The following is a 22,543-nucleotide window of genomic DNA, read 5'->3' as shown; positions in this document are numbered from 1 at the left end:
TAGAGCATAGCTTCACAACATTTATTGGAGGTTATATTAATGTCAAACGCTACATTAAACGTTGAAGGAATGTCTTGTGGTCACTGTGTTAACTCCGTAGAGAAAGCCGTAGGCAATCTTGGAGCAACAGCTAAAGTTGATCTTGCTGCTAAGAAAGTTTCCGTCGAGTATGATGAGAACAAAGTAAGCCTTGGCGCGATTAAAGAAGCGATTGAAGATCAAGGGTATGACGTAGTTTAGTTTGAAGCACAGTAATAAGGCTTGGAGTGATATGGGGAAGCAACCCGAAGCTCCAATGCCTTTTCTTTTAGAAATTATCATACCCTATAGGGGTATGTGGAGGCGTGGAAATCATGGATAAAACCAAAACAACAGCTTCACCAAACGAACAGCAGGCAACTGTACAGATTACAGGGATGACTTGTTCCGCTTGTGCAACCCGGATTGAGAAAGGTTTGTCCCGAATGGACGGCGTATCTCGTGCGAATGTGAATCTAGCCTTGGAACAGGCTACTGTTGGATTTGATCCGACAGTATCAGGGTTGCCACAAATTGAAGATAAAATCCGTTCTCTTGGTTATGACACTATTAAAGAATCTGCGGATTTTGATATATCGGGGATGACCTGTGCTGCTTGTTCCTCACGGATTGAAAAAGTGTTGAGCCGTACACCGGGCATAGCAGCAGTTAATGTGAATTTGGCGCTGGAAACAGCACATGTAGAATATACACCCGGTAATATCAGTCCAAGGGAGATCATGGAGAAGGTAAGCAGTATCGGCTATAAAGCTTCTCTTAAAGAAGACCGCAAGGATCATGTGGATCGTCGTGGAAAAGAAATTCAGCATAAAAAGTGGAAATGGATCATTTCTGCAATTCTTTCGTTCCCATTGTTATGGGCGATGGCGGGTCATTTCTCCTTCACCGGCTGGATTCCAACACCGGATATATTTATGAATCCTTGGTTCCAGCTTGTTCTGGCTACCCCTGTGCAATTTATCATCGGTTGGCAGTTCTACGTCGGTGCTTATAAAGCCCTTCGTAACCGGAGTGCCAATATGGATGTGTTGGTCGTATTAGGGACGTCGGCAGCTTATTTCTACAGTCTTTATCTGACCATTGATTCCTTAAGCATGAAGGGAATGAATCATACTGTAGAAATGTATTATGAGACGAGTGCTGTACTCATTACCCTTATCCTCGTCGGTAAATGGTTTGAGGCGCTGGCGAAAGGCCGTTCCTCTGACGCAATCAAAAGCTTAATGGGGCTTCAGGCAAAAACCGCCCTCGTAATTCGGGATGGGCAAGAAATGAATATCCCGACAGATGAAGTCATTCCTGGCGATATTGTATTGGTGAAGCCCGGTACTAAGGTGCCTGTGGATGGAGAAGTTGTCGAGGGATCTTCTTCTGTGGATGAGTCGATGTTGACCGGAGAAAGTATTCCTGTGGAGAAAAAACCAGGGGATACCGTGATCGGTGCCACTATGAATAAGAATGGTATCTTGAGAATCAAAGCAAATAAAGTGGGTCGCGACACTGCGCTGGCTCAAATTATCCGAGTAGTGGAGGAAGCTCAAGGCTCCAAAGCTCCGATTCAACGGATTGCCGATGTAATCTCAGGGATTTTTGTGCCGATTGTTGTGGGTATTGCTGTGATAACGTTTCTGATCTGGTATTTCTGGGCAGCCCCTGGCCAGTTCGCTGATGCCCTCGAAAAAGCTATTGCAGTGCTCGTAATTGCTTGTCCATGTGCGCTAGGTCTGGCAACGCCAACCTCCATTATGGCAGGATCGGGCCGGGCAGCAGAGCTTGGAATCCTCTTCAAGGGTGGGGAGCATTTAGAGGGAGCGCAAGGGATCCAGACCGTTGTGCTAGATAAAACAGGTACAGTGACGAATGGTAAACCCGTGCTTACTGATGTTGTGACAACAACTGGAATTGCAGCTTATGGAAAAGAAAACGCGGAAAACCGTTTGTTAGCTTTAACTGCAGCCGCCGAAAAGCTATCAGAGCATCCACTTGCGGAGGCTATTGTTGCTGGCGCCGCTGATAGAGGTTTGGCTTTGCCTACTGCTGAGCAGTTTGATAATGTGCCCGGACGTGGAATTATGGCGGTTATCTCTGATCAGCAGGTTATGGTAGGCACACGGCGGATGATGGAAGATCATCAGCTCGATATCACAGAATGGACTCCAATTATGAAGAAGCTGGAGGAGTCGGGAAAGACAGCTATGCTAGTAGCGGTAGAGGGAGAAATCGCTGGAATTGTGGCCGTTGCTGATACGATTAAACCGACCTCAAAAGCGGCTGTAGCCGCGCTTCATGATATGGGTATTGAAGTCGTTATGATCACTGGTGACAATAAAATTACAGCTGAGGCTATTGCGAAGCAGGCAGGGATCGAAAAAGTGTTAGCAGAGGTTCTGCCAGAGGGCAAAGCTGAAGAGGTTCGCAAGCTCCAGCAAAATGGGACTAAGGTTGCCATGGTTGGGGATGGGATCAACGATGCTCCGGCACTGGCTACTGCCGATACGGGTATGGCGATTGGGACAGGAACGGATGTAGCTATGGAAGCAGCAGATATTACGCTGATGCGCGGGGATTTGAAGAGTATTCCTGATGCGATTATGATGAGCCGCAAAACGATGAGAAATATTAAACAAAATTTGTTCTGGGCGCTTGCTTACAATACAATAGGAATACCGATTGCTGCACTTGGGTTTCTAGCCCCATGGCTGGCAGGAGCTGCGATGGCATTTAGCTCCGTGTCTGTTGTTTTGAATGCACTTCGGCTACAGCGGGTAAAGCTGTAATATCACCATCACTATTTAGGGAGTGGCCACAGTGCAAGTAAATAACGATACAATTTCTCTGTTAATGAAACATGCATCTGTCCGCAAGTTTCAGGATAAGCCAGTAAGTGAAGATCAGCTTAGCGCTATTATTGGAGCAGCTCAGATGGCTTCAACCTCAAGCAATGTTCAGGCCTATAGTGTTATTGCAGTTACTGACCCGGCACTAAAGACGGAGCTTGCGGGATTAGCGGGCAATCAGGCTTATATAGAACAATGCCCAGTGTTTTTGGTCTGGTGCGCTGATCTGTATCGGCTGCGCGAGGTGACGAAACCTCATTTGCAGGGAGAGACTTCTTATGAAGATTCTGCTGAGAACCTGATTGTAGCTACCGTTGATGTTGCGCTTGCTGCACAGAATGCTGCAGTGGCTGCGGAATCACTAGGACTTGGAATTGTATATATCGGTGGAATCCGTAACCGGATCGCTGAGGTATCGGAATTGCTGGGACTGCCTGAATTGGTCTACCCGATATTTGGGATGTGTGTGGGTTATCCTGACGGAGCTTCGGGCCTGCGTCCGCGGCTTCCACTAGAGGCTGTTCTGCATCGTAATCGCTACAATGCGGAAACCACTGTGGAGCAGGTCAAAACTTACGATAAAGTCTCTTCAGACTATATGCGTGAGCGGACCCACGGTGCCAAAGACACCCCTTGGTCGGCCATTATGGCGGAGCGATTGGCACAGCCAGCACGGCTGCATATGAAGGAGTTCCTGCTGGAAAAAGGATTCCTTCGAAGATAACTAAACTTTCTTCACCTAAAGAGGCTGCCTTATTAGTAGTTCATTCTACTGATAGGGCAGCCTCTCTTTTTTATTCGGAGCCAGGAAGGTGACAGTTGTCATCTTAAAGAAATGACAGTCCATACTAATGTCATGTCTTCTTTTTCCATATGATTGAAATAGATCAAACGCATTCGGAAGCGGAGGGATTACGTTATGGATAATATTATAGAAATGCACGGAGTCAGCAAAATATATAAGGATAAAAAGGCTGTAGATAATATCAGCTTTAACATTGCTAAAGGTTCGATTACAGCTATTCTGGGACCGAACGGAGCGGGTAAAACAACGGCATTAGGCATGCTGCTGGGGCTAATAGAGCCTACCGAGGGTACAGTGGAGTTATTCGGGCATCATCCGAAGGATAAAGTGGTACGAGAAAAGACAGGAGCAATGCTGCAGGAGGTAAGTGTAATGGATCGGCTAAAGGTGCGGGAGATCATTGACCTGATCCGCAGTTATTATCCAAAGCCTATGGATATGGAGTTTCTAATTAAGGCTACTGGACTTGCGCCAGCCGATTTGAATAGATACGCCGAGAAGCTCTCGGGCGGTCAAAAGCGTAGTTTGGGTTTTGCGCTAGCCCTCGCGGGTAATCCGGAGCTGATCTTTTTCGATGAACCTACAGTCGGACTTGATATTACTTCCCGGCGGCGGTTCTGGGAAACGGTTCGTGGACTTGCGGAGCAAGGAAAAACGATTGTGTTCACGACCCATTATTTGCAGGAAGCAGAAGATATCGCGGATCGTATTCTGTTATTCAGTAAAGGCCACTTAGTTGCGGACGGAAGTCCAGATGAGATTAAATCGCGGATTGTGAAGCGTTCCGTGTCCTTCCTGCCTGTGGGTGATCGCTCGCAATTGCGCAGCAACCTGCTAGACCTAGCTGCTATAGAGGATTGTTATGAAAAAGATGGCCGCATTCATGTGACCACAGAGGATACAGATGAGGCGCTTAAAGCGATTTTTGTGGCTGGACTTCCCGTGAAGGATGTTCGAATTGATCAGGGACGTTTGGATGAGGCTTTTGAACAATTGACCATGAACCAAGAGGAGGCTGTCTAACCATGAGACTAATTACTGTACAGTGTAAAGCAGAAATGCTGCGGATCATCCGTAATCCCTATTATGTGTTCTGGTCTTTGCTCATGCCCATCATGTTCTATTTCATCTTCACCCGGGTGGTCAATACAGGTAGCGATGACCTAACGTGGCGTGCTCATTATTTAATGTCTATGGCGACCTTCAGTGTAATGGGCTCAGCCATTATGACGCTTGGCATCCGGTTGGTGCAAGAGCGAACACAGGGCTGGACCACCTTTATTCGGATTACACCGCTGCCGGGTTCGATCTATTTTTTCGGAAAAATGTTCGGACAGACGATGATGCATCTGTTTTCGGTCATTTGTATTTTTATCGCAGGCTATTTAATCAATGGCGTCTCTTTATCCGCGGGTCAATGGGTGCTTAGCGGGCTGTGGATCCTGATCGGTTCTCTACCATTTTTAGCGATTGGTACGCTTGTAGGTGCTATGAAACGGGTGGATACAGCCAGTGGAGTCAGCAACGTGATTTATATGGCTCTTGCTGTAGCAGGGGGCATGTGGATGCCGATTGAGATTCTGCCACGATTAATGCAGCGGATTGGTCATTGGTTGCCTTCCTATAACTATGGGAATGGAGCCTGGGAGATCGTTCGTGGATCAGCTCCGACGTGGAGTAATGTCTTGATTTTGCTCGGATATTTGGTAGTTTTTATGTTACTATCGGTCTATATTCGAAAAAAACAGGAAGCGGTGTGAATGAATGGCTGAGCGTGCGAAGTTCCGGTTATTTCCACAAAAACAGGGGTTTTTCCCTTTTGTATGGGCTGTTTATCTGGTTTTGCCCATCCTGAATTTGCGCGGGGAGACTGGAATGAAGCTCATTCTGGGCGGGATTATGATAGCGGTATTTGCCCTCAGCTATCGCCAGCTGTATTGGGTGCGGGGTGGAGTGTTTAATGTTTGGTTAATTATTCAAATGTTGATCATCGTGGTGCTTAGTGTGTTCTATACCCCCTATAATCTGTACATGGGCTTTTTCACCGCAAATTTTATCGCATATTATACGGAGAATAAAGGTTTCAAAATTGCATTTACTTCTTTTGTGATCATGATCCTTTCGGTGCTGGTCTTAGTGGGTCGTGGGATGGAGTGGGGAAGTGTGATATTTTTAGCTCCGTTTATTGTTATTATGTTGATTAGTCCGTTCGGAGTGAGGTCCATGAATCGGAATCAGAAGCTGGAGAAAGAGCTGGATCAAGCGAATGAGGTAATTAAAGAGCTGGTGAAGCGTGAGGAACGAATGCGAATCGCCCGTGACCTGCATGATACCCTTGGCCATACCTTGTCCTTGATTACGTTAAAGAGCCAACTCGTAGAGAAGCTGGTGACGAAAAATACGGAGCGAGCCCAAGAGGAAGCGCGGGAAATCCAGCGCACTTCACGGGCTGCGCTCCGTCAAGTGCGTGAGCTAGTGTCGGAAATGCGTGCGGTCTCAGTAGCAGAGGAACTGGCTGAAGCTGGAGAGATGCTGCGGACGGCAGAGATCGCCTTAGAAGTGGAAGGGGATATCTCTCTGGAGGGGGTATCCGACCTGACGCAAAATATCCTCAGCCTCTGTATCAAAGAAGCGGTGACTAATATCGTGAAGCATAGCAGAGCGGATAAATGCTTCATAGGAGTGGCAAAGCTGGCTGGAGAAGTGCGAATTACCGTTAAAGATAACGGTATTGGCCTACAGCACGGGGAGAAAGGGAACGGCGGGCTTAACGATGGAAATGGCATGAAGGGGATGGCGGAGCGCCTATCCCTGATTGATGGCTCCCTGTCGCTAAGCTCAGCTGAGGGTCAGGGAGCTAAGCTGATCGTTGCCATCCCGCTAATCGTAAAAGATGCACAAGGGGGTGAGACTGCATGATAAGCATTGTTATAGCGGAGGATCAACGTCTGCTTCGGGGAGCGATGGCTTCTTTGCTGGATCTTGAAGACGATATCGAAGTAGTCGGAGAAGCTTGTGATGGGGCGGAGGCGTTAGCTTTAATCGACAAGCTTCAGCCGGATGTCTGTCTCATGGACATTGAAATGCCGTTCAAGAGCGGGCTGGAGGTTGCAGAAATATTGCGGAGTAAGGGGTGTCCGACCCGTATTATTATTTTGACTACCTTTGCCCGTCCGGGATATTTTGAGCGTGGAGTAAAGGCTGGTATTCAAGGGTATTTGTTGAAGGACGAGCCTGTAGATAAGCTAGCTGAATCTATTCGTCGTGTCATGGCTGGACATCGGGAGGTATCTCCGGAGTTAGTCTTTGGCAGTTTGCGGGAGGAGAATCCATTAACAGCACGGGAGCGAGAGATTTTAAAACTGGCTGGAGAAGGGCAAACCGCGAGCGAGATAGCCTTTTCGCTGCATCTGTCTTACGGCACTGTCCGCAATTACATCTCTGAAATACTCAACAAGCTGGAAGTGAAAAGCCGGATTGAGGCGGTACGGCTGGCGGAAGAAAAAGGCTGGATTTGAGGGGAGAAGGGTATTGTTATGCAAATATTTCTGATTCGTCATGGTGATCCGGACTATTCCATAGATAATCTAACGGAATTCGGGCATCAGGAAGCAGCAGCGGCATTGGGAAAACGCATGGCATCTATCGGTCTGGTTGAATTATATGCTTCACCATTGGGGTATGAACTATCGCCCAAGGGGATTAATGGGTAATCATGTTTAAGGTGACTGATTAAGAGCGAGCTAGGATATTGTCTATGAAGTGAAAGGCCATCCCGCAGAGGATGGCCTTTTTTTAAAATACAACAAGAACGTATAAGTTCGGCACGATACATTACCTTCTATTTCTCGCATAAGCGCTTACCGTTCTTTAGGGACATCGAAGGCATTTTTGCTTGCATATAAGAATCGTGCCCCTTGCCCAGTTCCTGATTTCCACTTGCTATTGTACTAACGGACTTAGATGCAGCTATTTGTACATTTTAAGCCTTTTGGAGGAAGTTGCGGACTCGAGAGATCTTATTTTCCATAAATGGAGGGAATATCGTGCTATTTTAGTGATATAAAGTCTCTGAAGTCCGTTAGCATCCCAGAACAGCGAAATAGTTACGAATAAGGGCTGTGGTGTCCGAACGCAATTCTGAATTCTGCTCGCAATAAAGCTACATTGGCAGATAGCAGCAGCTTTTCATGAAATGGTCGACTCATTTTAGTTTTGAGCCTACTCTATCTGAAATTCCACTCTTCACCGTGGATTTAATTTCACCTGTGAACCTTTGCCGCCTGTCTGTATGCCCGTTTCCTTCGTTCCAACGTCCTTCAAGTCAGTCACTAGTCGCTCCAATACGGCCTTGGAGGCAGCCGCTTCTTTGGCGCCGGATGCCTTCACGACTAATTGCACCGGCTTGCCGGAGCGGAGATGCTTATCAGCCTGACGGAGCTTAGTATCGTAGTCGTGCTCTTCAATATGAGCAGTGAAGCGGAGTTCTTTGACCTTCTCCTTGCTGCCGCCCTTTGCAGCTGAACCCCCACTGGCCTTGCGTGCTGAGGCTGCCTCCTTCTGCGCGGCCGCTTTTGCTTTGCCTTTTGCAGTTAGGCTGCAGGGCGGTGGGCTGCTCATTAGCGAGGTGCATACCAGATCAGCACCTGCTGATCTGGCCATGGCCAGCGCCTCTTCCCGGGAGACGATACCCAGCTTCTCACCCCTAAGTCCTGTAAGGACTACTTCGGATGCTCTGATTTGTTCATTGATTAATACTGCCACTTCTATGAATCCTCCCCTGATAACGATGATAAAGCTATCATATATGGAACTAGCTTGAGGTTCAAATGTGGAGCGTAGGATTAGCGTTACTAATCCTCTCAATTTCTTCTTTTATGATTTTTAGGATTAGTTTTTTAGATGATGTTGCTAGATATTCTCGGTTGCGCCGCTGCAATATACCTACTTGTATGAACGGTTCGCTTAGTGCAACATCTATTTTTACGATATCTGTCATTAAAGCTGTCGAATCAAGCACTACCCCTACCCCAGGGTTCTTTCTTACAAAATGAGGAATAGCAGAAATTTGGCTTATGGTGGATAAAGTGGGCTTTGATTCGAATCTCGAAAATTGCTTAGCTAACCGAAGGTAATATAAGCAAGTGCGCCCTCCAGCTATAATTGGATATTCAAGAATTTCTCGAAATGAAATATCGTCTCGTCCGCTTAAAGGATGATTTTCATCTACTATAAAAGCGATTTTCTCGTGATAGAGCGGTTCGAAATAAATGAAAGACAGGTCGGACGGCTCACCGCAGATGGCGAAATCCAGCTCACTTTGGAGGACAAGCTGTGAGAGGGAATCAGTGTTACCCTGAATGAAGTTACATGCCATCTTTGGTTTTTGCTCCTGAAACTTTCGCAAGGCGTTCGGTAGGACGGATTCCATCATGGATTCAATGCCTCCGATATGAAGTGTGCCAATTTCGTCATGCTGTAAAGCTTTGGTGAGTTCTGATACATAGTTCCAGTGTTGAATAAGGTTATCGATTTCCGCTGCAAAAACTTGCCCAGCACTTGTCAGTTCTACTTCCCAGCCTCTGTGAAAGAGTTGTATGCCCAGTTCTTTTTCAAGTCGTTGAATTTGGTTGGTAATGGTAGACTGCGCATAATTCAACTTCTCGGCAGCGCGTGAGAAAGTGCCTTCTTGAAGAATGGTCTTAAAAGCCATCAGTTCTTTTAGATCCATCGATTGTCACCTCTATCGGTATAATTGATTAAGATTATTATCTTATTCAATTATATAAATCAAAATACTGAGAGTACAATAAAAGAATTCCAAAGAAGGAGTGAATTAAAATGCCTTTCATTAGAGTCAGTTATCTGGAGCAACAATACGACATTCATCAGCTAGAAGGAATATGCAGAGCGATTATGAGCGCGTTAATTCAGCATTTCCATGTACCGGAGGATGATATGTTTCAGGTTTTTCATGCGCATAAAGCGGGGGAATATTTTTATAGTAAAGATTATTTAAATATTGAACGAAGCGACGGACTGATATATCTCCAAGTTACGCTAAAATCCGGAAGATCAACGGAACAGAAGAAAAGCTTTTACGCGAGGCTAGCCGAGGAATTATCGATGACGCTAAACATCAGAAAAGAAGATATATTCATTGTGCTCGTCGATACGGAATTCGAAGATTGGTCGTTTGGTAACGGTGTTGCTCAAATGCTACAACCTCCGGTTAGGGAGGCGTAATATGGCGCATCAGAAAATCGCCACAAATGTACGGGAATCGTTAGGCGAGTTCGCTCCGGCATTCGTCGAATACTCGGAAAATGTGTTATTTGGGGACTTATGGAGACGTGAGCAATTATCACTTCGGGATCGTAGCATGATTACGATTTCTGCCTTGGTGATGGGGGGCATGACGGAACAACTACCCTATCATCTGCGCTTGGCTTTAGAGAACGGCTTACAACTTGAAGAAATCGTGGAGGCCATCACCCACCTTTCTTTTTATGTAGGTTGGCCGCGAGCCTCTTCTGCTCTAGAGGTTGCAAAGGATGTAATAGGAAAAAATAAATAACGTCTGACTTTTTAATCCCATCCGTAACCTTTAGGAACTTCATTGGCACTTGTATATAATACGGAAGAAGGGGGTGGGGGAGAAAATGCTTCAGTATATCGAGGAGGCTAAACAAGGAGACCGACAAGCCTTTGAACAGATTGTTAGGCACTTTACACCGATGGCAATTGCAGTTGCGTCCGAAAAGCTGCGTGACTATCAGTTAGCGGAAGATGCTGTGCAGGAAGCTTTCACAGAAGCCTTTTTGCATTTGAATAAATTACGAGCAGTAGAGGCATTCCCGGGCTGGTTTAAAGCTATTGTGGTACGGCAATGTTATCGTATCTTGCGAAGAAAGCAGCATCCTGCATTACCCTACGATGAAGCTGCGCAAGCGACAGAATCTTCATTTTCTATAGCAGATATTATTGAGAAAAAGGAAACCCAGCGGCTGGTTCACGAGTCTATAGCTGCATTAACGTCCAATATGCGGATTGCCGTTCAATTATATTATTTTCAAGGCTACTCACTACAAGAGATTGCTGACTTTCTGGGGACTTCGGTTTCGGTATTGAAGAAGCGACTTTTTGATGCCCGCCGCAAACTGAAAGGTGCATTGCCTGTGGCAGATGTTCTTTCCGTATTCAACCATTTGTACGAAGGGGGAAAAGATGTGCTTCACATTGTAAATGGAGATGTAGTGGGAGAGAAGCTGCGGCAAGGAATCGTGAAAGGTGATGTACTGGTGTGGAGAGAGGTATATTCGCATGGGCCGGTATTTTTGGATCCTGCCGATGGAGATAACCGTGCAGTTCGAGCGCAATATTTGGAACAAACGATGGGAATTCCGCAGAGGGAATTTATTGAAAATAGTGAGAGGCAAGAGAAGATTTTAGCTGATTTTCATAAATATGAAGAAGTGGTGTTATGGTTCGAGCATGATTTATTCGATCAGACGATGCTCAGTTATTTACTCCATTGGTTCTCGAAGCAGAAAATGTTAACCACCAAGCTAAGCTTACTATGCATTGGAGAGTATCCGGGAATAAAGTTATTTCGAGGACTTGGACAACTTTCTATAGAGCAGATGGAAACATTATCAGGCACATGGAAGCTAATCGGAGCCAAAGAATTAGAAGCAGGTCAAGCACTCTGGGAAGCCTATGTATCACCGAATCCAGAATTGCTGTCACAACGATTAACTACCGATACATCGGCTTTGCCCTTTGCACATGACGCTTTTCAGGCGCATTTATCGCGCTTTCCCTCTACTACAAACGGACTTGGTATCGTAGAACAACTCACGCTGGAGATGATCTATGAGGGAATAAAATCACCATATGAGCTGTTCAAAAATGTGGGTGATAAGCTTCATATCTTGGGAATGGGCGACTTGCAATATTGGCATATCCTAAGAAAGCTGGTACAAGGCACGTACCCTTTGCTACAAACCCATGGATGCAATGAGTTCCCTGTTTATAACGATTCAGTAATGCAATTTAAAGACTGTGAGCTTGTATTAACAGAGCTAGGTAAGAGTGTAATAACTGGAAACGAAGACTGGGTGCAGAAGAATGACAGCGATGAGTGGTTTGGAGGTGTACATCTGCAAGGATTGACTCCGCGCTGGCGGTGGAATCCGTTGGTCGGTGTGCTTCAGGAGAGAAGTACCGAGGCGTAATTTTATTAATCTAAATGCTTGCTACACAAGGCATACTGAGCATAAAAAGACTTCCACTAACTTGGAGATACTCAAACGCTCCAGAGGGGGAAGTCTTTTTTTGTTGTATCCATATATTATATGAATAGTAAATATAGTATATATCATCTATTTAAAGGGTGATTGATCTTTGTTGGAGAATATTATCTATAGAATAAATAGTGAAAGTATTCACTTGTTGATGTAAAGGGAGGAATATTCGTTATACGATAGGAGGATGATGTATCAATGTCCATACAGAATAAAACCGCAATGATAAGAATTGCAAAAGCGAATTTAAAAGCGGAAAAAACCAAAAATTATTTTGTAGGCAGTGTAATAGCTTTAGCTGCATTTTTATTAACTGTTGTGATGACCTTTGGTTATAATTCTTTTACTAACCTACAAAATGAGTCGAATTTCCAAGCTTTATTCTATAACCTCAATAACAATGAAATCTCACGATTGAAAGAAATAGAGGAAATTAATAAAATCGGACTCTATAAGGAAATAGGCAGAGAGAAAAAAGAAGAACGTTTATTGTCCATTCTCTACACGGATCCAGCCATGATGGATTTATCAAATGCCAATATCGTTCTGGGGAAATTTCCTACAAAAGAAAATGAAATTGCAATAGAAAAAGACTTTCAGTTATCCGATGATCGAAGCCTGGGGCTTGGCGATTCTATTTCTTTGCAATTTAGAAACAATGCCAGCAAAGAATTTCAAACCAGCCAATTTGTGATTACTGGAATTCTGCAAACAACCGCATCAGGTAACGAGAATCGAATCGGTTACAATGCTCTGGTATCAAGCGCGTTCGTTGAGGCGGATCCGTTTCTTTCCAAAGAAGATTACTCCGCGGCAATTAGCATCAACAATAGCAGCAGTTATTCCAACGAGGAACTGAAGTCAAAAATCAAAGAAATAGGGCAGCGAATGGGTATCCCTGAGAGAAATATTCAGATCAATAATGTGAATGTGGATAGTAATAATCTGTCAGGAAGCACTGTGATAACCATCCTGTCTATCATGCTGATTATCGTACTGGCTTGTTGGCTTGTCATCTACAATATCTTTTATATTTCAATTACTAAGCGAATTAAACAATACGGACAACTTAGAGCAATCGGTGCAACAAAAAAGCAGATAAAACAGCTTGTTCTATATGAAGGGAAAAATCTTTCAAGAAAATATATCCCTATTGGAGTTATCTTTGGATGTTTAATGAGCTGGATTTTAAGTGGCTTTCACTGGAATGCAGCTCCAAGTTTTTCACTTGCTTTTTTAGCAGGTTTGCTCACCAAAGTAACAGTTAGAGCTTCATTAAACGCACCATCTAAATTCGCATCAAGAATCTCCCCTATAACAGCGATTAGACATGTAGATGCCGATGTTAATACAAAAAAGGAGAAAAGAAACTCTAAAAGACTAACACCATTTTCTTTAGCTGCATTGAACTTATCAAGAAGCAGGAAAAAGACGGTGTTAACTTTGCTGTCTCTTTTTTTAAGCGGAACGCTATTTGTTTCCTTGGGGACATTGTTAAACTCGGTCGACCCAATCTCAAAAGCAGAGAAATATTTTCCAAATCATGGTCAGTTTGATATTCAAATTAATAATGATTTGTATTCTGAAACAACCTCATTAAGTGATCTTCAGACGGAAGGGCAACTATCTACTTCTTTAAAAAATAAAATCCTAGCTATAAATGAAGTTGAGGACGTAATCGAACATCAGTATATTGAAGCTGCTATCGAAGGAATAAAAACGGATGACGGGGCCGCGATAGTCAGTATTGAGAATATCCCTACGTTATACAACGAAAGATGGAGTAGTCATTTGGCTGAGGGGAAGATCCCGGATGTTGATTCATCGGATGCATCCTACATTCTCTTGAACAGCGCCAGTAGTGACTTAGATTATTACGGGGCTCATTACGCTGTCGGTGATCATATTTCATTCATAATTGCTAATGATCAGGAGAAGGCCAAACATGATTTTGAGATCATTGGAGATATTCCGGATAAGAATTCAGGAACTTCATTTTATCTTCCACCCAAAGTAATGCAAACTACAGCCCCTTTTAATAGCAATAAGAGCTACGAAGTTATTACTATGGATAAAGCGAATGAAGAGTTAATAAAGAGTGAGTTAGAGGGTATGATTCTCAATGAGGATACACTCAAATTATTGTCTTTTTCCGAAGTTGTGGAATCCAATAGAATTGCTTTTAGAACTATCACTATTTCAGTGTATAGTTTTATGGTTTTTATAGCAGTATTCAGTATGATCAATCTCTTGAACACCATAATCACCACTATTTCTGCAAGAAAAGGGGAGCTAGGCCTTATGCAAGCCATAGGAATGGGCCGAAAACAATTAATGGCTATGTTAACCTATGAAACAGGATTTTTAGTTGTCGGAAGCTTTACGATGGCTCTTGTTACGGGCAATCTAATGGGATACATGATAAGTAAGAGTGCGGGGAATATGGGGGGGCTTTCCTACATTCAATACCAATTCCCTTGGAGTGCTATTTTCCTGTATTTCTTGGTTATTTTACTTGTCCAGACTGGTATGGTTCAGTTTGTTAGACGAACAATATCGAAGCAGAGCATTATAGAGCAATTAAATTAACGATGCGGAAAGTTTAGCTATATTTAATAAATCCCTCGCCTTTATACGGGCCAAACGTGAAAATAAATAGTGAGTAGCAATTAACGTTGAAGGGTGATTTATATGCTGAAACTACCGGTGTATCATTCCGTTATTTCTTCCAATGCCTTAGTACCCGTAATTAATGATCTTTATGAAATCGGGGATGTTTTGGAGTGTAGTTTTTATGAGAACGGACTTAATGATACCTATTTACTAAAGACCTCTATTGATAAATACATTCTTAGGATCTATAAAGCTCATTGGCGAAATAAACATGAGATTGATTTTGAAGTGGAGTTATTGAATCACTTAAATAAGAACAATATCCCTGTATCGGCTCCGGTAATCAGCAGGGATGGTGGTTACCTAATTGAGCTGGAGGCTCCTGAAGGAACACGTTACGCAGTTCTGTTTACTTTTGCAAAAGGCAATTATTCCGATGAAAAAGCTAGCTGTGAATTATACGGTGAACAAGTGGCTAAGATGCATCTGGCTATGAATGATTTCGAATGTGGGCAGCAAAGATTTACGCTTAATCTGGATCATCTGCTTAAAGAACCGCTTCAATCGATTCGCAAGCCTTTATCCCACAGGCAAGAGGATATCGATTATCTAGAATCTTTGTCGGAAGTATTGGCAAATAGCATAGCAGAAATCTCATCAGAGCTGGATTGGGGGGCATGTCATGGTGATCTTCATGGAGCGAACGTACATTTCTACGAGGATACCCTGACTCATTTCGACTTTGATTGCGGAGGTTTTGGCTGGAGGGCCTATGATATTTCCGTGTTTTTGTGGTCAAGGGTTAGAGGGAAAGAACGAGAGCATTTTGACAATGAACAATGGACTGTTTTCCTGGAGTCATACCAAAAGCATAAAGTATTATCTGAGAACGATCTAAAGGCAATCCCTATATTTGTTGCTATCCGGGAGATATGGTTGATGGGTCTGCACACAGGGAACGCACAGGTTTGGAGTTGTGGGTGGCAAAACGATCATTACTTCAATACTAATCTGCAATTCCTACGTAATTGGTGTGAAGTTCATTCTATCCAATAGACAATACCCAAACAAGAAGCCACTCCATATTTAGGGGTGGCTTTACTTCAGTCATTATTCATAAACGTCTTATGATAAGCGTTACGATATTGGGTGGGCGTCATGTTTTCGTATTTTCGGAAGAGGCGCATGAAATATTTATCGTCGGTGAACCCCGTCTCTGTCGCGATTTCCCTCACGCTTAATGCGGTTCTGGTTAGTAGCTCCTTCGCTTTAGTCACACGTACTGAATGGATATATTCCAATGGCCCCATGGAGGTATGCTGTTTAAATAGCCGAGCTAAATAGTCCTTGTTGTAATTGAATTTATCCGCGATGATGGCCACGGTAAGGGGTTCGCTTGCATGAATCCTTGTCCACTCAGTTATTTTGACGAAGGTGACATCTTGCTGTGCGCGGATCAGCTTACTGGCGAACGGCTGAAGTGCATGCTCAGATAGCTCAATTAAAAGCGAGGTCAGCAAATAATTAACGCTGGAATAGGTTAAATACCCCGAATTGGCCACATGAAGGATTTGATTCGCCAGAATATGAATCCGGTCACTATGTTCGATTTTTATGATTTGGGGCAGATATAGATCATGTACGGACCATAAGCGCTGTGTGCGCGAAAAGATTTTTTCTGCCTCAGGCTTCATTTCCTCCTCACTCAGCAATAGCCCCTCGTTTGTCAGTTCGAAATGAAACCAATAAAACTTAACCCCGGGTCGTGACTCTCTATAGCCGACATGTGTGCGATTAGGCATGAGCAGAAGAGCTTCGTCAGGGCCTACTTCAAATTGTTTGTTTTCCTCACTCAAATATACTGTTTCGTTCACGCCAATGATTAGTTCGTAGTTCCCCATAACACGCTCCACATGCTTCCATGGTGTTTCTGAGATAAATTCACCTGCCGCTGTAAAATGAACAGGTACATCTGCATTTATTTTTAAATAGGTCATGCGGTCCTCCTAGCAATCAATAAGTCGGGTTTGTCCACTATTTGTACGACTGATCTACCGACAAATCAACGTTCCGGTGTTATCTTATGGATACAAATATACACTTGTCATCTAACCCTGACAAGATTGCGAGGGAGCGATTTCATTGAAGACGCAAGCTTTTGATCTACAGAACGTACGAATTGATTCAGGTCCACTTCTCCATGCGATGGAGTTAAATACTGATTATTTACTCAAGCTTGAGGCAGATCGGCTTCTGTCGCGTTTTCGCGAATATGCTGGCTTAGAGCCTAAGGCTGCTCACTACGAGGGCTGGGAATCTCAGGGCATTAGCGGCCATACGTTAGGCCATTATATTTCTGGATGTGCGTTAATGTATGCCTCTACGGGAAATGAAGAGCTGCTACAACGCGTGAATTATGTAGTAGATGAATTAGAGCAATGTCAGGATGCGCATGGCAATGGCTTTATTTCCGGCATTCCTCGTGGCAAGGAGTTATTTGAGGAAGTGAAGGCAGGCGACATTCGCTCACAGGGCTTTGACCTCAACGGAGGTTGGGTGCCACTTTACACGATGCATAAGCTGTTTGCAGGTCTTCGCGATGCTTATCGACTGGCCGGCAATCAGAAGGCGCTCGTTATTGAAACGAAGCTGGGCCTGTGGCTTGAGGATATTTTTGCAGGGCTGAGTAAAGATCAGATCCAAGAGGTGCTGCGTTGTGAGTTTGGCGGCATGAATGAAGCGCTGACGGATTTGGCAGAGGATTCCGGGGAAGAGCGTTTCCTCGCGTTAGCGGAAAGCTTTTATCATGGGGAAGTCTTTAATGATCTTGCTATAGAAAAAGATACCCTAGCTGGAAGACATGCTAATACACAGATTCCAAAAATCATCGGAGCTGCTAGACAATATGAGGTAACAGGGCAGGAGCATTATGCAGGTATTTCCCGCTTCTTCTGGGATCGGGTCGTGAATCATCATTCTTATGTGATCGGCGGCAACAGCTATAATGAGCATTTTGGTGAACCGGATAAGTTAAATGACCGATTGGGTGAAGGCTCCTGTGAGACATGCAACACGTACAACATGCTGAAGCTGACCAAGCATATGTTCCAATGGGATGCGTATGCAGCGTATGCGGATTACTACGAACGTGCGATGTATAACCACATCTTAGCCTCTCAGGAGCCGGTAGATGGCCGGGTATGTTACTTCGTATCTCTCGAGATGGGTGGACATAAATCGTTTAATTCGCAGTTCGAAAGCTTTACGTGTTGTGTAGGCTCGGGAATGGAAAGCCATTCTATGTATGGCTCGGCGATATACTTCCATAGTGCAGATGAGCTTTATGTCAATCAGTACGTACCTTCTACAGTGGCTTGGAAAGAGCAAGGCATTAGCTTGCAGCAAGAGACCAAGTTCCCGGCAGAGGGACAAGGTGTACTGCGGATCAGTGCAGCACAGCCAACGAAATTCACATTAAAGCTAAGACATCCTTACTGGGCTGAGCAAGGGATGAGTGTTAGCGTAAATGGTGAAGATGTTCAAGTAAATGTAGGCAAATCTAACTACTTTACTTTGGATAGAGAGTGGCAGGATGGAGACGTTGTCGAATACGATATTCCGATGTCGGTGAGAATCGAGACGATGCCGGATAATCCGAACCGAATTGCATTCCTTTACGGTCCACTTGTGCTCGCAGGTGATTTTGGGCCTATAAATGCAGAGGCCAATAGCGATCGCGCCCTTGCCTCCGTATTAATCGGAGATCGGGACACACTGACGGACAACCTCATCCAATCTAATGTGAGCAAAAATGTGTTCCGGATGAAAGGTTTAGGTTATACAGGGGATCATGAGCTTCGTCCGTTCTACCCTATGCATGATCATCGTTATTCCGTGTATTGGGATTTGTTCACACCGGAAGAGTGGAAACTGGCAGAGGCTGAATATCGCGAAGCCGTGGAGAATAACTTGCTGCTTGAGCTGTTAACTGTCGATTCCGTACAACCTGCTGAAATGCAGCCTGAACGCGATCATAATTTCACAGGTGAATTTGTAGGCTTAGGCAAAATCCACAATCGCAAGTATCGGGACAGCTGGATCAATGGCTGGTTCTCCTTCACGATGGAAGTTTTGCCGGATGAGCAAGTGGATCTGGTGGTCACGTATCTGAAGTCGAACGATACTTCGCTGGCATTCGATATTTTGGCGGATGGGGAGCAACTTGGTGTAGGCACTCTTGAGTCTGAGGAGATGAATAAGCTGGAGACGATTCGTTATGAACTCCCGCAACCGATCACGAGCGGCAAATCAGCGGTTACGATCAAGTTTGCTTCTCATGAAGGACATAAGGTTGGCCAAGTGGCCGGACTACGTATCGTTAAACGTAATTCTTGAATAAAAAGGCTTACAGAATTATAATAGGAACAATTCTTTTAATTGAGGTGAAATGGATGTCTTTCCGTACCGTTACAAGGAACTAGTTATCGGGCTGGGTGAAACGCGTACCAGCTATCAAGGGGGGAGTCTACCCTTTTGATTACAACTAACTAGAGCTTTGTACGGTGCCATAGGCAGCTATTTTTGTAGAGCCAGGCACTTAACCTATTTAACTTAGAGAACCGTTTATTTGTGGATGGTTTTTTACAGTGGGATAGGGGCGCCTGGCTTTTTTGCATTCAATTAAAAGAGGGGATAAACGATATGTTAAAAAAGAGTCTAGCTCACCTAAAATGGTGGGTAGGTGGTTATATTTTATTGGGTTTTGCCATTCAGCTGTTAAGTAGTTTAGGTGTTGTTGTCTTTCAAAAAATATTAGATAAGGCCACGGTAATCAACAGTTTTGATGAAATAGCAACATTAATTATGGTGTATGGGGCTCTGCTGGCTGGGGTGGCGATCCTGAATTATATAGACGAATACCCGAGTGTGTTTTTATCGAACAGCATCACGGAGAGGTTAAAGATCATTGCACTGTCCAAAATATCAAAAATGGATTATCAAGCGTATCAGGATATGGGGACAGGGCAAATGATTAAGGTGATCGAGAACGGGGCAGCGGCTGGAAACAGTATTATTTTTTCTTTTTTTCTCAAAACACTACATGAGCTATTACCTACTCTTCTATTCAGTCTAGTCTTTATCAGCTTCTACGATCTAAGGATCATGTTAGTGATTGCAGCTGGCTACGTGGTCGTCTTTCTGATAACAAATCTGCTGTTGAAATTTCTGTATGCCATGAAGGCAACCATTCTCCAAGAGCAAGAAAAGATGTCCAGATTCTCTATCCGCGGGTTTATGGAATTGGTCGTCTTTAGAACCAACAAGAGATATGAGAAAGAGATCGAGAAATTAAGCCAGACCGCACGCACTATCATTCATAAAAATGCTCAGCTAAAAATGATCCATGAAGCTTTTTTTGCTATATTCGAGTTATTTGTCACGATCATTAAAGTTGTTGTCCTGATTTATGGTGTGAAAAGCATTGTCGCAGGCGAGACCTCACTTGGTATTGTGGTCGCATTGTTTATGTTCATCGATAAAATTTATACCCCAATTGCCATCTTCAATGTTTTATTTGTAGATTACAGACTGAATAAAGTGACTTACAGAAGATTCGAGGAATTTATTGCTGCCCCAGAAGATAAGAACTTGGAATCCGGAGAAGCCATCACTGAGCTCCAAGGTAATATTGACTTTAGGGAGGTGTCCTTTACTTATGGGAATGTGCAGATTCTGAATAACCTGTCATTTTCGCTTGCGCGAGGAACTTCCGTTGCTATTGTCGGATTAAGTGGAGGCGGGAAATCTACGCTGATTAAATTGATTGTGGGGTTATTAAAAAAGGGCGAAGGTGAACTCTTACTGGACGGTAAGGATATCGATGAGATTCGTTTGAATAGCTACTATGATCATATTTCCTATCTATCCCAAGACACGCCGATTTTCGATGCTACGATAAGAGATAATATTGTATTCGATGAGGATACTCTGTCCGATGAAGAGCTATATGAGATTTTGGAAAAAGTTCATTTGCAGGAAAAAGTAAGCCATTTGCCGGATCGCTTAGATACTTTGGTGGGCGAAAAAGGTCTAAAATTATCAGGAGGCGAAAGACAGCGATTAGCCTTTGCCAGAATCATTGCCCAAAAAAGAAATATTCTATTTCTGGATGAGCCTGTGTCAGCGCTTGATAATATCACTGAGCAGAGTCTTATGGAGACGATTTTGAATGAATTTAAGGACAAAACTATCATCATTGTGGCCCACAGGCTTAATTTTATAAAAGACGTTGATAAGATATTGGTAGTGGATCAAGGGTCAATTGTTGGGGAAGGGAAGTTTGATGATTTAATAGAACAGTGCGAAGCTTTTAAAGCGTTATGGAATAGAAAAATATCGTTTACAGATTATCGATAAATTGCTAGACTCTTCTAAAAAAAAGAGGTGCTATCGATGGCTTGGCCAACACATATTGTAGCGGTGGGTGGAATTGCAATAAATGAAGAGGGAGATATTCTTTTAGTAAAAACACATCATGGTGGGTGGGTATTTCCTGGAGGACAAGTGGAAGTTGGAGAAAACCTAATGGATGCACTAATTCGCGAGATTAAAGAGGAAAGTGGAATAGATGTCGTTGTTTCTCAATTGATTGGCGTGTATTCGAATACAGGTATGCATAAATGGTATGACGGTGAGACGGATGTTCCTACCAAGGTCATGTTAGACTTTATCTGCAAGCCCGTGGGAGGAGAATTAAGTACTTCAGAGGAAACATCTGAAGTGATGTGGGTAGCCAAGGAGAAGGTGCTGGATCTGATTTCTGCAGGGGCTATTCGTACCCGCTATCAAGCTTATTTGGATTTCGATGGAAATACTAGGTATATGGATTATGTAACTGGAGGTGCGTTTGAAGTTAAATTGGATCGGATGGTGTAAAAAAGATACTTTGAGGCTTTCCCGAAAGGGAAGGCCTCTTTTGTTGAGAATGAGCGATCATTCCGCTATATCGTATAAGGATTGTGACGAATCATCTCAATTAAATTCACTGCGGCTGCTGATAAGGGCTCATTTTTACGTGTACAGATCGCAATGGTGTTCTTCAGATGGATTCCTTCTACATATACTCGGCACAATTCTCCACGCTCTACATATTTGCGTACGACTAATGAAGAAACGAAGTTTGCACCATATCCGGCGATAACGGCTTTGATGGCTTCATGTAGTCCATTAAATTGCAAAGAGATGATAGGAGCGGGTGTGTTGTATGTGCGGCATAAAGATAATAATCGCTCCCGCGTTGAACTTCCTTCTTCACGCATAACAAAGGGTTCCTTCATCATTTCGGATAGAGAAACTTGCTGATTGGCATAACGATGATCGGGTGCGACTACAAACCATAACTCGTCCTGAAATAACTCTTCTGTCTGGATTGTATCTGGATAAGCCTCGGCGATTCCTCCATAAATAGCTATATCCACGTCTACATTTAACAGCTGCTTGAGGGCATCACTTGAGTTGGTAGTGGTGATCATCATCTCCACTTGTTCATATTGTTGCTTAAACTTTGCAATCCAGGTAGGAATGAGAAAGTGAGCAGGCAAATACGTTGCGGCTAGACGGATACTTCCGTTAGTGCCGTTAACATAATCTTGAGTGAATTGCTCAATTTGTTGTTCTACGGCGAACAGTCGCTTGGCGAGTAGAGTAAGCTCTTCCCCAGCATCCGTTAAAGCGATTCCTCTGCCTTGAGGTTTAAATAGGGTAAAGGACAGTTCTTTTTCGAACTTCTTAATCTGCGCAGTGATGGCAGGCTGACTTATATTTAAAATTTCTGAAGCGCGTGTCACACTGCCTGTCGATGCGATTACATGGAATAAGCGTAAGGCATGTAGGTTCATGGTTAAACTCCCATTCTTCGATTTATATAATAAATATATAAATTA

General features: G+C 43.8%; 20 protein-coding genes. 16 read left to right on the top strand and 4 right to left on the bottom strand.

The genetic code is table 11. The annotated features are described in order from the left end of the window. Positions 1 to 39 precede the first annotated feature (39 nt). The 8 genes from copZ (at position 40) to MHH49_RS07935 (ending at position 7,394) form a co-directional block, all read left to right on the top strand. Positions 40 to 240, top strand: a complete 201-nt coding sequence (copZ, locus tag MHH49_RS07970) for a copper chaperone CopZ (protein WP_036682768.1) — start codon at positions 40 to 42, stop codon at positions 238 to 240. A 113-nt stretch (positions 241 to 353) separates the two neighbouring features. Further along, on the top strand, positions 354 to 2,816 hold the full coding sequence (locus MHH49_RS07965; RefSeq protein ID WP_036682766.1) for a heavy metal translocating P-type ATPase: 2,463 nt from the start codon (positions 354 to 356) through the stop codon (positions 2,814 to 2,816). A gap of 31 nt (positions 2,817 to 2,847) precedes the next feature. Continuing rightward, positions 2,848 to 3,600, top strand: a complete 753-nt coding sequence (nfsA, locus tag MHH49_RS07960) for an oxygen-insensitive NADPH nitroreductase (protein ID WP_076101226.1) — start codon at positions 2,848 to 2,850, stop codon at positions 3,598 to 3,600. Positions 3,601 to 3,795: 195 nt separating this feature from the next. Then, the gene (locus tag MHH49_RS07955) at positions 3,796 to 4,704 is read left to right on the top strand and encodes an ABC transporter ATP-binding protein (protein ID WP_036682763.1); all 909 of its coding nucleotides are present in this window, start codon (positions 3,796 to 3,798) and stop codon (positions 4,702 to 4,704) included. 2 nt (positions 4,705 to 4,706) lie between these two features. Continuing rightward, a complete protein-coding gene (locus MHH49_RS07950) occupies positions 4,707 to 5,441 on the top strand; it encodes an ABC transporter permease (protein ID WP_036682760.1) in 735 nt (244 codons plus the stop codon). Between the two features lie 4 nt (positions 5,442 to 5,445). Further along, positions 5,446 to 6,600: a sensor histidine kinase gene (locus MHH49_RS07945; protein ID WP_036682757.1), complete on the top strand. Its 1,155-nt coding sequence runs from the start codon at positions 5,446 to 5,448 to the stop codon at positions 6,598 to 6,600. Further along, positions 6,597 to 7,199: a response regulator transcription factor gene (locus MHH49_RS07940; RefSeq protein WP_036682756.1), complete on the top strand. Its 603-nt coding sequence runs from the start codon at positions 6,597 to 6,599 to the stop codon at positions 7,197 to 7,199. The genes MHH49_RS07945 and MHH49_RS07940 overlap by 4 nt, the downstream gene beginning before the upstream one ends. An 18-nt stretch (positions 7,200 to 7,217) precedes the next feature. Further along, positions 7,218 to 7,394 (top strand): histidine phosphatase family protein, encoded by a 177-nt coding sequence (locus MHH49_RS07935; protein ID WP_143758693.1) that lies wholly within the window; start codon positions 7,218 to 7,220, stop codon positions 7,392 to 7,394. 532 nt (positions 7,395 to 7,926) lie between these two features. On the opposite strand, the gene infC is transcribed toward MHH49_RS07935, so the two are convergent. Both infC and MHH49_RS07925 read right to left on the bottom strand, forming a co-directional pair. Then, positions 7,927 to 8,445: a translation initiation factor IF-3 gene (gene infC, locus MHH49_RS07930; RefSeq protein WP_038568388.1), complete on the bottom strand. Its 519-nt coding sequence runs from the start codon at positions 8,443 to 8,445 to the stop codon at positions 7,927 to 7,929. A 61-nt stretch (positions 8,446 to 8,506) separates the two neighbouring features. Continuing rightward, positions 8,507 to 9,412, bottom strand: coding sequence for a LysR family transcriptional regulator (locus MHH49_RS07925; RefSeq protein WP_036682751.1), 906 nt, complete (start codon positions 9,410 to 9,412; stop codon positions 8,507 to 8,509). 110 nt (positions 9,413 to 9,522) lie between these two features. On the opposite strand from MHH49_RS07925, the gene MHH49_RS07920 reads away from it, so the two are divergent. From MHH49_RS07920 to MHH49_RS07900, 5 genes are all read left to right on the top strand, one after another. After that, a complete protein-coding gene (locus tag MHH49_RS07920) occupies positions 9,523 to 9,927 on the top strand; it encodes a tautomerase family protein (RefSeq protein WP_036682749.1) in 405 nt (134 codons plus the stop codon). 1 nt (position 9,928) lies between these two features. Further along, positions 9,929 to 10,258, top strand: a complete 330-nt coding sequence (locus MHH49_RS07915) for a carboxymuconolactone decarboxylase family protein (protein WP_036682746.1) — start codon at positions 9,929 to 9,931, stop codon at positions 10,256 to 10,258. An 85-nt stretch (positions 10,259 to 10,343) separates the two neighbouring features. Continuing rightward, complete coding sequence (locus MHH49_RS07910; RefSeq protein ID WP_076147992.1) at positions 10,344 to 11,918, top strand: sigma-70 family RNA polymerase sigma factor; 1,575 nt, start codon at positions 10,344 to 10,346, stop codon at positions 11,916 to 11,918. 267 nt (positions 11,919 to 12,185) lie between these two features. Further along, complete coding sequence (locus MHH49_RS07905) at positions 12,186 to 14,576, top strand: ABC transporter permease (RefSeq protein WP_076147994.1); 2,391 nt, start codon at positions 12,186 to 12,188, stop codon at positions 14,574 to 14,576. Positions 14,577 to 14,678: 102 nt separating this feature from the next. Then, positions 14,679 to 15,656 (top strand): phosphotransferase, encoded by a 978-nt coding sequence (locus tag MHH49_RS07900; RefSeq protein ID WP_076316598.1) that lies wholly within the window; start codon positions 14,679 to 14,681, stop codon positions 15,654 to 15,656. Positions 15,657 to 15,703: 47 nt separating this feature from the next. Here the strand turns inward: MHH49_RS07900 and MHH49_RS07895 are convergent, their stop codons facing one another. Next, on the bottom strand, positions 15,704 to 16,597 hold the full coding sequence (locus MHH49_RS07895; protein WP_076316599.1) for a helix-turn-helix transcriptional regulator: 894 nt from the start codon (positions 16,595 to 16,597) through the stop codon (positions 15,704 to 15,706). A gap of 145 nt (positions 16,598 to 16,742) precedes the next feature. On the opposite strand from MHH49_RS07895, the gene MHH49_RS07890 reads away from it, so the two are divergent. The 3 genes from MHH49_RS07890 (at position 16,743) to MHH49_RS07880 (ending at position 21,536) form a co-directional block, all read left to right on the top strand. Next, entirely contained in the window at positions 16,743 to 18,995 is a 2,253-nt protein-coding gene (locus MHH49_RS07890) for a beta-L-arabinofuranosidase domain-containing protein (RefSeq protein ID WP_339812443.1), read from the top strand. Positions 18,996 to 19,301: 306 nt separating this feature from the next. Beyond that, positions 19,302 to 21,017: an ABC transporter ATP-binding protein gene (locus tag MHH49_RS07885; protein WP_076316601.1), complete on the top strand. Its 1,716-nt coding sequence runs from the start codon at positions 19,302 to 19,304 to the stop codon at positions 21,015 to 21,017. Between the two features lie 36 nt (positions 21,018 to 21,053). After that, the gene (locus MHH49_RS07880; protein ID WP_036682730.1) at positions 21,054 to 21,536 is read left to right on the top strand and encodes an NUDIX hydrolase; all 483 of its coding nucleotides are present in this window, start codon (positions 21,054 to 21,056) and stop codon (positions 21,534 to 21,536) included. Between the two features lie 65 nt (positions 21,537 to 21,601). Here MHH49_RS07880 and MHH49_RS07875 read toward each other — a convergent pair whose 3' ends face one another. Then, entirely contained in the window at positions 21,602 to 22,498 is an 897-nt protein-coding gene (locus MHH49_RS07875; RefSeq protein WP_036682727.1) for a LysR family transcriptional regulator, read from the bottom strand. Positions 22,499 to 22,543: the final 45 nt, after the last annotated feature.

The sequence above is a fragment of the Paenibacillus sp. FSL F4-0122 genome, from assembly GCF_038002845.1.
GTDB classification, from domain to species: Bacteria; Bacillota; Bacilli; order Paenibacillales; family Paenibacillaceae; genus Paenibacillus_AQ; species Paenibacillus_AQ odorifer.
Note: the sequence above shows the minus strand (reverse complement) of the source record. Positions and strands in the feature narration are given on the sequence as shown.